This window comes from Arenibacter catalasegens (assembly GCF_002909235.1).
Lineage (GTDB): Bacteria > Bacteroidota > Bacteroidia > Flavobacteriales > Flavobacteriaceae > Arenibacter > Arenibacter catalasegens.
Genome location: NZ_PHQQ01000046.1, coordinates 1 through 15,336, shown reverse-complemented (window position 1 = coordinate 15,336; position 15,336 = coordinate 1). Strand labels below are relative to the sequence as shown.

The window sequence follows — 15,336 nt, the reverse complement described above, 5'->3', positions numbered from 1 at the left end:
TGAACTCAAAGGAAATAGTCTTAGAAAAAAACTGTAATATTGTCATGTCTTATCTTTTGTAAACCAAAATAGCAAGAGGGGTCAACATCACTAGAATGGGGGGTCAGTATCTATAGAATATCCAGTTACGCGATATTCCGAGCCTGGAACTTAATTGGCGTTTGCTTACGCCCTCGCTGTAGAGCTTGAATATGTGTTTTACTTTTCGCATGTCTATCTGTTTATTGGCCATCGTCTTTTTAACAAAAAAAGACCTTTGACTTTTTACAAATAGAATCGACTTTTTTAGTGGTTCACTTTCGTCCAGCGAAGGTGGTTCACTTTGACCCGATTTGGGTGGTTCACTTTAATCCGGCGAGGGTGGTATACTATGACCGATTTGAGTTTGACGATATTACCACAACATTCAATTTTGACGAATTCATCAGATCGGTCGACTTGGAGGCAGTGTTCAATGAGAAGGGCCAAGGGGAAGAAGGAAGGATGGAAATCTAACTTTGAACAATATCGGGGGATGGGCAAAAATAACCAAATTAGTAATCGACACCACATCTTTTCATTTTCATATAGTGTTATCATAAAGAGCTCTAGTTGTTGACTTCAGCTCTTTATGATTTAATCGTTTGTTCGAACTTTAAAACAGTCCCAGCCGGGTATAGTTTTTCATAAAGGCGCTTGAACGGCAATCGTATGGCTTTTTGCAGTTCGAACATATAAAATAACCAACGTGGAAAGCTATGGCATCCATAGAACGTTTCGGCCTCTCGAACCCATCTGATCCGCAGCGGCAATGGAAGGTAAAGGTAATGTTCTGGTCTACAAATCGATCCATAACTATATATTAAAAAATAATGCCGGCGTAGATGTCAAGCTCCAAAAGTCCATCGGCTTGTTCATCCGGGAGCTGATCGTCCCGTTCACATGGTGTGGGGACTTCTTAAATTGGGCCTTGAGCAAAGGGTCGTGGCCCGGCCTGGTGCGGTTCAATCGCTTTTCTTTATTTCATAGGTAAAATTTGCCATCCTTAGCGAGGTGTCCACCAAACGGTCCCCGGCATCCTCTTTTTTTAAAAATTCATAGATTTCGTTCGGAAAAAATTTTCCAGATCGTCCATACCTCCACGGCCGTCCTTGAGTACTTCCCCTTTCGAGTTATCGATTATTCGGTACCTATATCGGGCCTGTTTTATTGACATTTCTTTCGTTGAGATCTTCGTTGTCCCTTAAAGTAGTGATTTTCGGCCATAGTACGACCCGGGAAAACCGAATTCCGTAAGAAATTTGGAATCCTTTATTTGAACTTTAGAGATGTTCTTCAAAATTCATTCTTCTGCCCAGTATCCTAACCACGAATATTTCATTATGATCATCAAATGAATAATAAATAACATGACCTTTGAAATTATAAAATTTTAAGGCGTTAGCTATTGGAGAAGCATCTCTAGCCAATTCAGGACGTTCGGCTAACTCTTCCAAAAAACTTTCTAATTGAGTTAAATAATCTAAAGCTTGATCTGAGCCAAAAAACTTAATGCCATGTTTATATATACCAACAATATCAAATTGAGCTCTAGTGGATAAATTATAGTTCCCCATTATCCACCTTCTTGATTATATCGCGGATTTTTAGTGGGCTTCTACCGCTTTGCAGTCCCTCATCAATGGCTTGCTTTAATTCTAAAAGTTTCATATTCTCCGCTTGGTCTTTTCTTACCAAATCACGGATATATTCACTATCGTTAGTAAAATCTCCTTTTTCGACCCTTAGCTTTATCCAGCTATCCTGTTGGTCCGTAAATGTTATTGACTTTCTAGTAGTTTGCATAAAAGTATAAAATTATGGTGCAATATAGTTATTATTCGCACCATTTCCTAATGAATAACTTAGATTAACTCGGTTGAAAAAGGAATCGTTTATTTGAACTTTGGTTTTCATCTAATTTAAATACTTCTTGTCCATAAATTGATACCAATCCTTAGAAAACTGTTTTTCGCTTACACCAAGTACCGTTTCCAAATCTCCATAAGATTTTATTAGTTCGATAAGTTTATTTCGTCCGTACTCTTCCAAAATATACTCTACAATGGTATAGCCGCATGTATATATTTTCTGTCCTTTTGTACGAACATTTAATTCGGATATTTGGGGGTATCGGCCACCGTCAAAGTATGCTAATGTCTTTGGGTCATAAAATTGATTTGCTTCGTAAGTACTAACTCCTTCCCACAACCAAATGGGGTATTTAGAAAACTTTTCGTCGAATTTTTCAGGGTTAAGGGGTTGCTTTTCACTGTCGAGCAGTAGTTTGAGAAATACGGCATGAACAAATTCATGAACAGCGATTTTAGCAATATCGCTTTCCATCCAGGTATTTTCTAAAAAGTGGAGTTTTGAAGTTCCTTCTATGCTCCCAGAAGCATTCCAATTACCTGTGGCCTTTACATATCGCCATCTATGGGGGTAGATATTGACTTGGATATTATCAGCAGGCTTTGTATTCATATTATTGCTAACTCTTGTATAACTGTCTTCCAATGCTTTAGAGAGTTCAACAATACTTAATGAATCGATGCTGGAACTAAATAGAAAGGTGAAATTTTTTGTTCTAAGCTCCTTCTTACTTTCAGGAACAAAGAAAACTATCAGTAACAGCGTGATAATTACTAAAAGGACTAACAATATTTTATAAGCCCCCTTCATTTTTTATTTGAGATATTCATTAATTGTTTATTTAAACTTAGATTCTTCTAACTGGTATCTATCCGCCAATTCATTCAATTTATGAACTATTGGAATAAATGTTTTAGATATTATTACAAACTTACCATTAAACCAAATTTTGAATGCATTATATCCTTCAAGTGTTTTGCCATAAGATATCTTAGCTTCAACCGTTTCGTATTGATCAATGAAGACAAAGGTTTTGCCGTTTTTTAATTCTAACTCGGACATATTTTCGATCGTTTTATTGCGCATTGGTAATTTTGGATTGATGTCTGTAAGCATATTATCGTTTAATTAGACTTTGATCGTTGATAGTTATCAATTAATGCTTCCGACACGATTTGGGCCTTTTCATCGCTTATGCAATCAAAAGTAATTTTTTGGGTGGTAGTAAATTCTTTTAGCAGCTTGCCAACATCCTCAGCGGTCAGAAAACCATTCTCACTTAAGTTGCCCAATATATCGCTATATCTATGCGACCTAAAACCATCTTCTAACATATACTTTATTTAAACTTTAAATAATCCAATTTCATTGCTGTTTCGATCTCGTTTGTTCTAGATTGACCGAATAAGTTAACCAAGTAAGTATCTGGACTAGATATCTCAGAAGTAATTATTTCATCATATTCTTCTTTGGTGATAAAACCTTTTTCAAACAAAGGTTGAAACGTTTCCTTAAGTATAGGATTGATTTTTTCTATTTCTTCTTTTTTCATCCTTTATTTTAGCTTTACAATTTGTTGATATTTCTAATTTTATCAGCGATTTTCTCGATACCCTTTCGTTCCCCTGTTTCGATATAGCGTGCAGCAATGGTTATACACGAACTGCACCATCCCTTTAGAATTATATCATTAAGATTATTAATATAACTTTTATAGTTTATCAACTTCTTGTATTCGGTACCACAGTCACAGAAAATTGAATTTATGGCAATATCAATGTCCTCTTTCCAAGTTGGGCCAAACATCAACTGAAGTTGCAATGGCCCTATTTCCACTTCGTCCTCATAAATGACATGTTCTGATCGTTTTTTTGGCATCTTTAATCGTTAATTTGAACTTTCTCAATTTATAGGTTCTGGATAGCTCACGAATTATCTGAATTACGGTGATAGACCACAACAAAGGCGGTTTTCAAATCATAATTTTTTCCGGCTTCAACAAGATACCTACTTTTATATGAGAATAATAATCGACCCCAAATTTTATCATTTTCATATAGCGTTATCCTTTAGAGCTCTGTCCAGTTGGCCAAAGCTCTTTTTGATTTAATCGTTTATTTAGACTTTGTATGAGTCAATTTCAACTGAAATATTTCAATAGTCCAAAAGCAAAAGCCCCTAGACCAATTAGCATTGTCAAAGTTGAATAGCCTTGTAACTTTGTGTTGTTATTTTCTGATGTTCCTCCGTTCAAATCATAGATAATCAAACCCGATACGAATAAAAAAACTCCTAAAATACCTTGTGCTAAAAATGGACTCATCTTTTATTTATCGTTTATTTGAACATTTAGTTAACTCAGTTGTTTGTTGGCAATCGCATTTTTTCATTTTATTAAAGGCTCATTGTTTTCGTCAATTAAGCTTGTGTTAATCATTCCGTTTCCTGTATGGATTTTATCTTTAAATTCTATTCCCACATCTCTTAGCATCAATCGATAGTAAAAAGCAAATTCATCATAATCAAAATTTCTACTCTGTATTTGATTAGAACTGTTTATTGTTAGGTGATTATCAAAAAAGTGAGAGCTGTAAGATGGGATTTTTTCTTTTATAGAGGCAGCATAAAATAAGTATGAAGTAATTTCAATTTGCTGAACAATACTTATTGGTGTAAACCTTATTTGTTTGAATTTACTAAAGTGGTTTTCAATTGCATTATTGTCTTCAAAAAGAATAATCACTATGTATTTTCCGAGTTTAATGGATAAGCAAGGAAAATGTACTCTCGTTTGATAAAAGAAATCATTGGTTTTAGATTCAAATAGAAATAAACTCCAAGGTTTTACATTCCAAGTTGTACTATATCTAATTGATTGTAAAAAAAATTGAAGACAAGAATAACTTTGAAATTCCTCGTCAGAAATTATTGAACCAAATTCAGGTTTTTTTCTATCATATAGCAATGATAATTCCCTGTGTCTTGTGGCGTATAATATTTTACCACACCAATTGAAAATCACTTGCTCATCAAAATCGGTTAGTTCTTTAAAACCTTGTTGAAGTAATTCTTGAAAATTACTTTCCATAACTGATAAATGCTCATTGTTACATTTTGAACAGCAAGGAACTGTAAGGTTTTTATACTGAATAGTTGTGTTGTTAGATATTGAGATGGTTTTATCCCATAAATCAAATTCTTTTTGTAACCATTTAGGGAAAACGTGTTCTCGAGTTATTTTTTCTTCAATAATATAACCACATAAGAAGCAACTACTGGTGTTAAATTCCGAGTTATTAAATGGAATATAAAATTGTTTTTCCATATGGTTGACAACGTTTAGTATAAAAGAAGTAGGGCTTAAAATAAGGAATTACCTTGCGGATTATCCACAAGCCAAATCTTTTGCATTTTGTTTTAAATACACACAGACCTTTCGATTAAGCACTATTTGCCCTATTTTTTTATATATTGTTGTAGGCAGTGCTTTCGCTCCTAAATGCCATTAGCATACTCAATTCTTTAGAGCCTTTATTGTTTTCTATTTTAATTGTAAAGTCATTAAAGTCCCAAAATCGACCATTCCATTTGTCATTGACTAACTCCTCTTTTTCAGTGTCCCAATCGAAAATACCCCTTGAATCTTGGTCAATTCCTAAAACTCGGAATCCACTATTAACTACTAATTCATATTCTCGAAGAAAACTAAAGTTAGAGTAGTTTTTAGTTCTTCTATAAAAATAGAGATAATTTTTTCCTTCCTCTACTAAATTATCAATGCGATTGAAATATCCTAAATAACTATGAATTGGTTTTATAGTTGAAGTATGTCTATCAAAATTCAGTGATTTGAAATCGTCTATAATTATACCCGTTTTAATATCGTTGATTAGTAACTTGCTAAAAGTTTGGTAACTATCTTCTTCTTTATCTAATATGAAATTGAACGACTTTATGAATTCTTCGGCGTGATATACTTTAGTTTCAATTCCTAAAAGTTTATAAAGGACTCTTGTTTTTTTTAAAAATCCGTTATCATCGGATATTACGCAATCACAGTATGCTCCGTAGTAACTATGAATCCCATCATTGAGGACGTTGTTGAAACGAACACTTTTTGAAGGCTCCTTACTAATGCCTAAAAGGTCAAGTGTAAAATAGGCATTAGTCAAAAAATCGTAGTTGGACATTTCCTTATCGCCATTTGGGTTTATGTTACTTCTAACATAATCAAGGAAGCTTTTTTGAAGGTAAGAATCTTTTAAGTCTTCATTGAAATCAATTTCATCATAATCAACAACGAATTTTCCATTATTAAGATGTTTGTCAGTTACATTTCGAAGTCCCTTGTACACGGATTTATCATCTTGCATAGTTTTGAACATTCCCATAAAGTGTTCACTCCACTCCATAATATTCATTGGTGGTAAGTCAGTTGGTAATATTTTAGATAATGGGTCTAATACTTTTGAATCAATGGAATCAGTATCAATAAAGCCGAAATCAAGAAATTTTTCAGTTAACAAGGTTTTAGCTTGTTCTAATTTTTTTATGTCTTCAATTGGTAGTTTCGAAGTGTCAAAATCAAGGATGCTTGAGAAATCTATATGGTCAGTTTCTTCCTCTACGTCTTTAAACGCGTCTAAAGGCTTGGCTAAATAACAAGATGTTTTCTTCTCTAAAGCGTGATAAGATAAATAGTTGTCGTTTACGAGAGTTTCAATGAATTCTAATTCTGAATATTTTATATCAGTTTTATCACTTTTTAAATCAAGTAAATGGGCGTGCGAATAGCAAAAGAGACTGGTTTTATGATTCTTAATTTTATTTAATAAATCAACATATTGGCTTTTCTCCTGTTTAAAAAGATGACTAAATATTTGTTTATCTAAATATATTCTTACCATTCAGTTTTTCTCGCATTGCCTACGACGGTTTAGCTCTATGAACAGTACGGGGGCAAACCAGCGTTTGCTTTCCCCCACGCACATAGCAAAAGCTTTTGGTTTTGTTTTTTCTTTTTTTTCTGCTCAAAGCAAAATCCAAAAGATTTTGGGGTCTTCACAAAAATATACAAACCTTACGTTTAAGCCTGAAACCCATATTGTTTATAGGTTGTGTTAAACAGTTATTTCATTTTTTTGTCAATCGTGGTTTTCATTGCGTAATAATCCATTTCATAACAAACTCGGCCCAAAAGGATAGCGGGATTGATTCTGTGTCTGTTACCTAGAGCTTTAATTTTTTCATCATTCAATGGAAGATGGTTTTCTAAAATATCTTGCCATATGTCTTTAGAAATTAGTTTTTCCTGAGCGTAATTATCTGCTTCGGTTTCACATTTATCTAAATTCTGTTTTCTAGTTAAATCCATAAACTTTCTGTCCTTATCATTTCGCAAGTGCAAATCAATATGTCCAATTTCGTGCATAATTGTAAATGCAAAATTGTCAATCCGATTATATCTCAATGTCAAGGCAATAGCTGGATTTTTCTCAGACCAAAAGGAAAACCCATCAATAGGTGTTTTTTCTAGTTTATCAATTAATAGCATTTTAATTCCAAATTGATTGAGAACGGCTTTAACTCTTTCAGGTGTTCCAGAGTTTTCGTAAAATATGTTATTTAGATTTAAACAGAGTTGATTTAAATTGTCAAAATTAAAAGTGTTCGTTTTTTGATTTTTAGCTTCATATTGTGCTAAAGAACTCCAAGCAAACATATTTTTGTCGTCTATCTTTAATTTTTCTGATTTACGATAATATGCGAATTTATCTTTAGAAAAAGCTGATACTAGACCATCAATAGTTTCTACAGCATAAATAATTTTTATAGTTTTTATGTCACTTTCAATATCATCATTTAAGTAATTGTGTTTTTTAAAATATCGAACTGGAACATACTCTTTTATAATGTTCCATAGTTCGATATTCTTAACTCTTTTAATGTTTTTTTGCTTAACTCTTGCCTTGTCAATCTCGTATTGAGACTGAAATTTCATCCAATAGTCCGCTGAAACGCCCAATATTTTTTCTAATAAAATTGCAATGTCTGCGGTTACAGGTCTTTTTCCTTTAATTATTTCATTTAAAAATGAAGGTTGCACACCTAATTCCTTTGCCAATTTTCTTTGGTTTAAATCAGGTGTTGCGTCTAATTCATCTTTAATTAAAACTCCAGGATGTGTCGCTTGCGCGGGTATTAAAACTTTGTTTGTTGCCATTTTTCCCAGTATTTACTTGTAGTGATTACTCAATTCAATAATTGAGCATATTGTAATACTATTAGGTTCTTCTCCTTCTAGTGTAGTTAGAAATTCTATTCGATATTTGCCATCGACTCGAACAGATTCTAATCCTTTTTTATCGCCAATAAGCCGTTCATAGTTCAAACTCTTAATGGGATATAACTCTTCTGTATTTTTTGCAACTCTTAATTTATCTATTGTTTGTATATACTTTTTGATAACGCTTGGTTGAAACCTGTGTTTTTTGCTTCGAGCCTTTCCGTTTTCATACAGTTCTTCTAAATAATCTTTCTCGAAGTTTATTTCCATAACTTTCTTTTACCATAGTGCAAAGGTACAAATAAATAAAAAAGTTCACTAATTAAGTGAACTTTATTTTTTTATTATAATTGTTGCCAACAATTGGATATAGTTATTAACTATATATCATTTATAAAAACTAAGGTAACTAATTCTTTAATTATTGTCTGCATTGTAAGGACGAAGTTTCCCATTAAGCCCTCTATGTCTTAAATACTTGTAATACGTTGCTCTAGAAATATTCACTCTCTCGCAAATTTCAGAAACGGTTAATTTACCCTCTTTAAAGTACTGTTCGCAAATTATGGCTTTTTGTTGATTTTTATTACTGATTCCCGTAGGGGCACCTAATATTTTACCCCTTGCTCTCGCAGAGGCCAAGCCGGCCTTGGTTCGTTCAATGATAATATCCCGCTCTAACTGTGCTAGGGCAGCGAACATATTTACAATGAACTGGGAATGCGAAGACTTGTCCGTGGTATCCAAAAAAGGTTCGGTAATGCTTCGGAACTTGACCCCTTTTTCATTGAGCTGGTTGATGAAGTTTGTAAAATGAATCAAGCTTCTGGCCAGGCGGTCCAATTTCCAAACAACAATAGTGTCCCCTTCACGGGCATAGTCCAGAAGTTTGCTTAAGCTTTTACGTTCTTCCTGGGAACTGGAAACCTTATCCGTATAAATGTTCTTTGTATCAATGCCTTCTTTTAAAAAAGCATCCAATTGCAAATCTAAATTCTGCTCTGCAGTACTTACCCTAGCGTATCCAAAAACCATAACCCAAAGTTTAAATAAACCTCAAAATACAAACTAATTATTTAGTACGCTACTTTAAACTATTTAAAATCAATAAATAATATAAGGCTATAAAGTTTAATAAAACGGTGGTTTAATTGTATTTTTTTAGTTCCGTAAAAGGTTAATTAACGAAACTACTAAATGGAACGACAAATGGAACTGGGGACGGATAATTTTGGATTGGGCTTGAGCAGTTTCGTAAAACGGCCGTTTTATGGGGCTATGCGTATTCAAAAAAAAATCTTAAATTCATGTTCTTGAAAAAATAGATTAATAAATAATCCCGGAGGCAGAGCAGTCGAGGTATTCAACGGAAGAAAGTCGATTTTTAGTGTAATGAAAACCTCGAGGAATTCTTTAGATTAACCAGCTGATGATTTTTATACATCGTGAAAGGGCGGTCTAGGTACTTGTGCCGGAACTCTGATTTATTGGAAAATAAACAGTCTAACAGATTTACCCGCTGAACCATCGAGGTATGAAAGGAAAAAGTTTTGAAATTTATGAAAACCATCCGTTTTCAAACTTTATTCTAGACATCCACTGTGGAGCACCAGGGATTTTTAAGTACTAAATTTTTTATTAGCGCTGATAAAGCCTACATAAAAACGAAAGATAACCCATACTCCTAAATATTTCACTAATGTATTATTATCCATGAGATTTCTAAAAAACAGAATAATATTTCTTTTAACCCTGTTCTTTTTGTCATTCATAACTTGTAAGCAAATTAAAGAAAACAATAACCGCACAATAACGTCTGTCCATAAGGATACAACGAATTCTTCCAAAAACGTAGTAATAAAAGGATTTACTGATGATACTAAAGCCTTTGATTATATGAATTTTATCAACTACTCTTATTTCCGAGGAGCCAATCATGATAAACTATTTAAGGAAAAGATTAATGACACCACAATATTTACCCTCGAATCGATTAATCAGTCTCAAATAATTGAAGTTTTTTCCTTTGGAGATTCCACAAATTATAATACTCGAATTTTTGCAAGCCCTGGAGACTCGATTGCAATGTTAATTAATAAAAAGGGAATTGGTTTTAATGGGAGAAATGCTTCTCAGTACAATTTTTTTGCTAAGCTGGATTCGACAAACACCGAATGGGCAAAAAATAAATACAAAGGTGATATAAAGGATTACAAAAAACGATGTCTATCCATTTATAAAAGACGACATCAATTCTTTGAGGATTATATTGTAAAGAACCAGGTTTCGGATGATTTCAAGAGGATTGTGGGCGCAGAACTTAAGTTTGAGTATTTGTATAATTTAGTAGCCCCTAGGTCCGTTACGACGGATTTAGGATTTAATGTAAATAGTCAAGAAGGTTTATTCCAAACCATTGCCAAGGATTACGATGTGGAAAGAGATGGCTTTTTTGATGTGGGAGAGTATTTGGACCATATTACAATTAGTGATTTTAAAAGGCCCGAGCTTTTGAACGAGGATTATTTTAAGAGATCTTTGGTTGCGTTTATAAGATCCTACTATGTCAATTACGGACAATTAAACTATTCTACTGTGAATTTTGAAACAGAGAAAGAGTATATACAAAATCATTTGAACGGGCCGTTGGAAAACTACGCGATAACAAGTCTTATACTCGATTATTACGAAAAAGGTTTTGGACAGGGAAAAATCGATAGGGAAGAAATTAAAAATCTAATACATGAATATAAGGGCAAGGGCCTAAACCCTTCTTATCGGGAAGCACTCGACAGAATAGATGAAAAATTGGATGCTTTTGGTCTTAAATTTCCTGAAAAAGTCATGGCCGAACGATTGATAGGGCTAAATGGTGATACAGTTACACTAGATAATGTTTTGAAAAAGGCCAAAAACAAAATCAAGGTTTTGGACCTTTGGGCCAGTTGGTGTTTACCATGCATTTCTGAAATAACAAAAACAAAGACTTTTAGAAAACATTTGGCAAATAACGAAAATATTGAATGGTTTTTTATCTCTGTTGATAGCCATAAAGAAAAATGGTTGAATAAATCAAAAGAGTTACAGGAATTTCTAAAAAATGAGCATCAATATAGACTTTTGAATAGCGACAAATCCTCAATTATTAGTTTCTTGACCGGTAACAGACCCGGCACATTTATGATTCCAAGATACATTATCATTGGATATAATGATAAAATTGAAACAATTTCTGCTCCTAGACCATCAGATTCATTGGTTTTTAAAAATTTGGTAATAAAAATAAATAATCCTTGATATTCCCCTATGGATAAATGTTTTGAAAGTCACGGTTTGTCCACGGGGTCTCTACGCTTCCCAACCGGCCATTCCCTGAAAGAATATCCCGATTTGAGTTATTATTTTAGATCTGATTTATTTGTTTCAGTCCCCTAAAACCAACCTTTTTTGGGACTACAACAATCCCCTTTCCGAATAAAGTGCTTCGAAACCTCTCTTTATCCCTGGCATAAAAGGATAAACCGTTATATTCGTATTGATTGATTTAACAGGTTACCAACAAGCTTAAAAAAAAGCCTAAAATGGCATTTAGAGAAGTCAAAAAAGAATTGAGTGGAATGGAGAAAACTGAAATCATTAAATTGATTTCGGAGATATATAAAAAAGTACCAGGCGCTAAAACCTATTTGGACATTTTTGCCACAGGTGAAATCAAGAAACTTGTGGAGAACTATAAAAAAGAAATCGAAAGATACATTTATCCAAACGGACGGAATATGCAGATACGTGAAACTGAAGCTCGAAAAATAATACGGACAGTCCAAAAAATGAAGATAACAGAGCTTAATGTGGAATTGGAATTGCATTATGTAGCTTGTTGCTTGGAAGTTGTCGAAGATTTTGGATACTGGGACGAAAGCTATTATATAGCTTTGGAGAAAATATTCTATTCTGCTACAAACGGAATTAATGAGTTGGGCATGTACGAAAAATATGAAGAACGGATAATGGGAATTATTAATAAAGCAAGTGAGTTCGGATTAGAACTTTCATATTGACCACCTTCTTCACCCCGTCCTTTTAATCGGCCGTAACCGTTGCACAACCCAAACATTTATTCTTATTGCCATATCCTAGTTTTTATTTACAGAATCTTTAAAATCCCGATTTTTAGTAAGTTCTATAAATGGAAAGCTTTATTGGACTGTCCCCTTTTCTAAAATGGTTTCATTTATCGGCCGTTTTATGGGACTAAAAAAGAATAATTCTTATTTTGTATCCGGTTTGACTTTTATGACCGGAATTTTTAGGTCAAACAGTTGTTTGCCATATGGCTGGTGTTAAACATAATTCAATTCTTTTTTACCCTATAGGTAATTCTTCGATTGGTAATAACCGTGTTTACACGGATGCCCAGGATCACGGTATTGGATATCGTTGTGCCGCATACATAACCAATATTGGTCAGAACGACCCTATATTGATTGCCATGATCCCCAGGTGTCGCCTCGTTAATCGACAAAGTATTCGTGGAAGTATTATTATGTATCCCTGTATTTGTCAAATCCACCCAACTAATCCCATTGAAAATTTGCCATTGGTAGGAAGTGGCGTTTGTGGCAGTAACGGCAATTGTTGTGCTACAACCTGGGCAAATCACAGTGTTTATTGGCTGTGAAGTAATTGTTGGCAAGGAGGAAGCTTCTTGAAAATCATAAGTACCATTGGAATTGTTGTCATCAGGTGTAGTGTATCCATTGATAACACTTGTTCCCGTTACCAAACCATTACTATTTACGATTGTAGGCAAGTCGGCCAAAATGCCATCATTATTATTGTCAGTATATCCAGCTTCAAAAACGTCATTACAGCCATCATCGTCCGCATCCCACTCAAAGGGGTCGTAAATCCCATCATTATCAGAATCGGTTATGTTATAAGTTAAATTGGCATAGGCCGAATCGTTATCCTCAATATTGGTATGAAGTCCGTTGTTGCCAAAAGCTGATGGCCCCCCATCAATTATTCCATCGTTGTTTCCATCATTGACCCCCGAAATATTTAGCACGCCCGATTCAACTATATCATAGATGCCGTCATTGTCCGAATCCAAATCATAACTGTTTATTATCCCATCCCCATCAGAATCGCACAAAGCACTAGCGAACAATACTCCAGTGAATCCCTCCGGACCGGGCCCAGATTGATTTGTAATGGTAAAGACATTATTAAAGCCGGGAACCCAGTTAACGGTGTTAAAAGGAGTTCCCGCCTGTGCGTGTATAATCTCTAGGGAAGTCGAGCTAGAAGTTCTTGTTCCATAAAAAGTCACTTTACCCGATTCGTCCACAATAAGTCTCAATCGAGGCAGCCCGTTGGTGTTCGCCACCCAAGGAGAATTTATAAAGGCATTATCCGACTGAAAAAGAAAATATTCTTCCCCTGCGTCCAGTGCCCCATTTTCAAATTCTAATACAGAGGGATGAATTGGTGTGCCATTTATATCAAGTTGAAAGGAATTGTCCATAGAGGAAAAATCCAAGCGAAGGTATCCAGTATCTGTATGATTTACCACTACCGATCTGGTGCCGACATCCTGCGATACTAAAAACGTTGTATTTGCAGTTGTGCAATATTCCTCCTCATCGGTCATACCATCATTATCATCGTCCAGATCTACATCATCTAAAATGCCGTCATTATCCGTATCGGGGTAAGTTGTAGCCGTAATCAACACATCGTCGATATATGCTCGATCGTTATTGTCGGTCCAATTTCCACCGCCTTTGAGAAAGCGAATGGTAGTATTGGCGGATATATAAGTTGATATATCTTGGCTAAATGTCCCCGAAGATGTGCCACTAATGGTTGTCAGGGTAGTGAACGTACTGGCATCACTAGAAGCCTGTATGGCTAAGGTCTCTCCACTTTCCAAACTGGACGTACGCCAATTAAAGGAAAGAACCGCCCCGGTAGCTGCAGATAGATTCGTAGTTCTTCTAATATTTTCTGTCCAAATATAGGCAAACCTCAATTCATTGCCGGTTACTCTAATATAGCCATTAGATGCCGAATTATCATCCCCAGATTCTATCCAGTCTGTCGAAAAGTTACTATTGCCATTGTTGTTGTTATAAGCAACGGCAGAAAAAGTATCGGAATAGGTATTCTGTCCGAAAAAAGGAATCGAATATAGAAACAAGCTTATAATTAGATATTGGGTCTTCATACTATGGGCCAAGATAATAGTAAAATGACATCCCATTGAAATCAATGTTGTAAATGTGGCACATTGTGTTGCAAAAGCACTATTTTAAGATAGATTCAAAAGGCGCATGTTTCATGCAAAGCCCGTAAACTCAATTAGTAGTAACAGAAATTATAAAATAGGAGGCTTAGTCTCGGGGAGTTTTGGCTTTGATAATGATTGAGGAAGCCTGTTTCCACGTGCTACGTATTTTTTCGTTTTTTGACGTTCAGTTGCAGTTATTTCGTAAAATTGAATAGATCGGGAATTTCGAATCTGTTAACAAATTCTATATTACGCAAATATTGGACAGCTTTTACTCTATATCCGGGGTGTCAAAGCAACTTTATTTCTATAAGATGGTAGCTTGGATCAGTCTCCAACTGATAATTTCAGCGATGAATCGAAAAAGGAGTTCAGGTACCTGCCGACAAGATAGGGTATTGGGTCAGTTTTTTGAATGGACACAAAAATAAAACTCTTTAAATACCAGCTTCAGGAGCAGTACCGTAAAACGAACCTTTTTTGGAACAGTCCCCTTTTCTAATATCGTTTCATTTATAGGCCGTTTTACGGTACTGAAAAAGATTATTCCTTTTTTAAATTAGATTTAAATTTTGCCGATGAAATTTTTGGCTAATCCATAGCTTGCTTTATTCTTGATATTAGTTAAAATTTCATTAATAGGATTGCGTCTTATGCAAATATATATTTACATTAGTTGCCAACTAAATAGTAATATAGTAACTATTAGCGATATTTCTACTGTACCATAATTATGAAAAAAACAATTTATTTAATCTGCTTGATCACTATCAAAGTGTTCAGTCAAGAATCGGATACGTCGATATTAGAGAAAACTATTTCAAACATTTATGACATTGAAAGGGTTAAATATCAATCGACATTCCAA

At 34.4% G+C, this 15,336-nt stretch carries 16 protein-coding genes; 3 read left to right on the top strand and 13 right to left on the bottom strand.

Going from position 1 to position 15,336, the window contains the following annotated elements:
* The first annotated feature begins 288 nt into the window (after window positions 1-288).
* Complete coding sequence (locus tag CWD90_RS22125) at window positions 289-495, top strand: hypothetical protein (RefSeq protein WP_103478235.1); 207 nt, start codon at window positions 289-291, stop codon at window positions 493-495.
* A gap of 806 nt (window positions 496-1,301) precedes the next feature.
* Here CWD90_RS22125 and CWD90_RS22120 read toward each other — a convergent pair.
* The 12 genes from CWD90_RS22120 to CWD90_RS22055 all read right to left on the bottom strand — a co-directional run bounded on the left by CWD90_RS22120 (window position 1,302) and on the right by CWD90_RS22055 (window position 9,211).
* Window positions 1,302-1,595 carry a type II toxin-antitoxin system RelE/ParE family toxin gene (locus CWD90_RS22120; protein ID WP_103478234.1) on the bottom strand — a complete coding sequence of 98 codons (294 nt, stop codon included), beginning with the start codon at window positions 1,593-1,595 and terminating at the stop codon, window positions 1,302-1,304.
* Window positions 1,582-1,824, bottom strand: a complete 243-nt coding sequence (locus tag CWD90_RS22115) for a type II toxin-antitoxin system ParD family antitoxin (RefSeq protein WP_103478233.1) — start codon at window positions 1,822-1,824, stop codon at window positions 1,582-1,584. Before CWD90_RS22115 ends, CWD90_RS22120 begins: the two co-directional genes overlap by 14 nt.
* A gap of 111 nt (window positions 1,825-1,935) precedes the next feature.
* The gene (locus tag CWD90_RS22110; protein ID WP_103478232.1) at window positions 1,936-2,700 is read right to left on the bottom strand and encodes a hypothetical protein; all 765 of its coding nucleotides are present in this window, start codon (window positions 2,698-2,700) and stop codon (window positions 1,936-1,938) included.
* A gap of 27 nt (window positions 2,701-2,727) precedes the next feature.
* Complete coding sequence (locus tag CWD90_RS22105; RefSeq protein ID WP_103478231.1) at window positions 2,728-3,006, bottom strand: hypothetical protein; 279 nt, start codon at window positions 3,004-3,006, stop codon at window positions 2,728-2,730.
* A gap of 8 nt (window positions 3,007-3,014) precedes the next feature.
* Window positions 3,015-3,224 (bottom strand): hypothetical protein, encoded by a 210-nt coding sequence (locus tag CWD90_RS22100; protein WP_103477874.1) that lies wholly within the window; start codon window positions 3,222-3,224, stop codon window positions 3,015-3,017.
* Between the two features lie 5 nt (window positions 3,225-3,229).
* Window positions 3,230-3,442 (bottom strand): hypothetical protein, encoded by a 213-nt coding sequence (locus tag CWD90_RS22095; RefSeq protein WP_103478230.1) that lies wholly within the window; start codon window positions 3,440-3,442, stop codon window positions 3,230-3,232.
* Window positions 3,443-3,456: 14 nt separating this feature from the next.
* Window positions 3,457-3,768, bottom strand: a complete 312-nt coding sequence (locus tag CWD90_RS22090) for a hypothetical protein (protein ID WP_103478229.1) — start codon at window positions 3,766-3,768, stop codon at window positions 3,457-3,459.
* Window positions 3,769-4,276: 508 nt separating this feature from the next.
* Complete coding sequence (locus tag CWD90_RS22080) at window positions 4,277-5,215, bottom strand: hypothetical protein (protein ID WP_103478227.1); 939 nt, start codon at window positions 5,213-5,215, stop codon at window positions 4,277-4,279.
* Between the two features lie 139 nt (window positions 5,216-5,354).
* Window positions 5,355-6,797 (bottom strand): hypothetical protein, encoded by a 1,443-nt coding sequence (locus tag CWD90_RS22075; protein WP_103478226.1) that lies wholly within the window; start codon window positions 6,795-6,797, stop codon window positions 5,355-5,357.
* 221 nt (window positions 6,798-7,018) lie between these two features.
* A complete protein-coding gene (locus CWD90_RS22065) occupies window positions 7,019-8,113 on the bottom strand; it encodes a HigA family addiction module antitoxin (protein ID WP_103478224.1) in 1,095 nt (364 codons plus the stop codon).
* A gap of 12 nt (window positions 8,114-8,125) precedes the next feature.
* Window positions 8,126-8,446, bottom strand: a complete 321-nt coding sequence (locus tag CWD90_RS22060; RefSeq protein ID WP_103478223.1) for a type II toxin-antitoxin system RelE/ParE family toxin — start codon at window positions 8,444-8,446, stop codon at window positions 8,126-8,128.
* A gap of 147 nt (window positions 8,447-8,593) precedes the next feature.
* Entirely contained in the window at window positions 8,594-9,211 is a 618-nt protein-coding gene (locus CWD90_RS22055) for a recombinase family protein (protein WP_103478222.1), read from the bottom strand.
* Window positions 9,212-10,072: 861 nt separating this feature from the next.
* On the opposite strand from CWD90_RS22055, the gene CWD90_RS22050 reads away from it, so the two are divergent.
* Both CWD90_RS22050 and CWD90_RS22045 read left to right on the top strand, forming a co-directional pair.
* Window positions 10,073-11,473: a TlpA family protein disulfide reductase gene (locus tag CWD90_RS22050; protein ID WP_157941300.1), complete on the top strand. Its 1,401-nt coding sequence runs from the start codon at window positions 10,073-10,075 to the stop codon at window positions 11,471-11,473.
* Window positions 11,474-11,757: 284 nt separating this feature from the next.
* Window positions 11,758-12,234, top strand: a complete 477-nt coding sequence (locus CWD90_RS22045; protein ID WP_103478220.1) for a DUF6155 family protein — start codon at window positions 11,758-11,760, stop codon at window positions 12,232-12,234.
* Between the two features lie 293 nt (window positions 12,235-12,527).
* On the opposite strand, the gene CWD90_RS22040 is transcribed toward CWD90_RS22045, so the two are convergent.
* On the bottom strand, window positions 12,528-14,441 hold the full coding sequence (locus CWD90_RS22040) for an immunoglobulin domain-containing protein (RefSeq protein ID WP_103478219.1): 1,914 nt from the start codon (window positions 14,439-14,441) through the stop codon (window positions 12,528-12,530).
* Window positions 14,442-15,336: the final 895 nt, after the last annotated feature.

Bases quoted from the DNA above. Each gene is read 5' to 3' on its own strand.
- CWD90_RS22120 (WP_103478234.1), bottom strand. From the start codon at position 1,595: ATGGGGAACTATAATTTATCCACTAGAGCTCAATTTGATATTGTTGGT.
- CWD90_RS22115 (WP_103478233.1), bottom strand. From the start codon at position 1,824: ATGCAAACTACTAGAAAGTCAATAACATTTACGGACCAACAGGATAGC.
- CWD90_RS22110 (WP_103478232.1), bottom strand. From the start codon at position 2,700: ATGAAGGGGGCTTATAAAATATTGTTAGTCCTTTTAGTAATTATCACG.
- CWD90_RS22105 (WP_103478231.1), bottom strand. From the start codon at position 3,006: ATGCTTACAGACATCAATCCAAAATTACCAATGCGCAATAAAACGATC.
- CWD90_RS22100 (WP_103477874.1), bottom strand. From the start codon at position 3,224: ATGTTAGAAGATGGTTTTAGGTCGCATAGATATAGCGATATATTGGGC.
- CWD90_RS22095 (WP_103478230.1), bottom strand. From the start codon at position 3,442: ATGAAAAAAGAAGAAATAGAAAAAATCAATCCTATACTTAAGGAAACG.
- CWD90_RS22090 (WP_103478229.1), bottom strand. From the start codon at position 3,768: ATGCCAAAAAAACGATCAGAACATGTCATTTATGAGGACGAAGTGGAA.
- CWD90_RS22080 (WP_103478227.1), bottom strand. From the start codon at position 5,215: ATGGAAAAACAATTTTATATTCCATTTAATAACTCGGAATTTAACACC.
- CWD90_RS22075 (WP_103478226.1), bottom strand. From the start codon at position 6,797: ATGGTAAGAATATATTTAGATAAACAAATATTTAGTCATCTTTTTAAA.
- CWD90_RS22065 (WP_103478224.1), bottom strand. From the start codon at position 8,113: ATGGCAACAAACAAAGTTTTAATACCCGCGCAAGCGACACATCCTGGA.
- CWD90_RS22060 (WP_103478223.1), bottom strand. From the start codon at position 8,446: ATGGAAATAAACTTCGAGAAAGATTATTTAGAAGAACTGTATGAAAAC.
- CWD90_RS22055 (WP_103478222.1), bottom strand. From the start codon at position 9,211: ATGGTTTTTGGATACGCTAGGGTAAGTACTGCAGAGCAGAATTTAGAT.
- CWD90_RS22050 (WP_157941300.1), top strand. From the start codon at position 10,073: ATGAATTTTATCAACTACTCTTATTTCCGAGGAGCCAATCATGATAAA.
- CWD90_RS22045 (WP_103478220.1), top strand. From the start codon at position 11,758: ATGGCATTTAGAGAAGTCAAAAAAGAATTGAGTGGAATGGAGAAAACT.
- CWD90_RS22040 (WP_103478219.1), bottom strand. From the start codon at position 14,441: ATGGGATGTCATTTTACTATTATCTTGGCCCATAGTATGAAGACCCAA.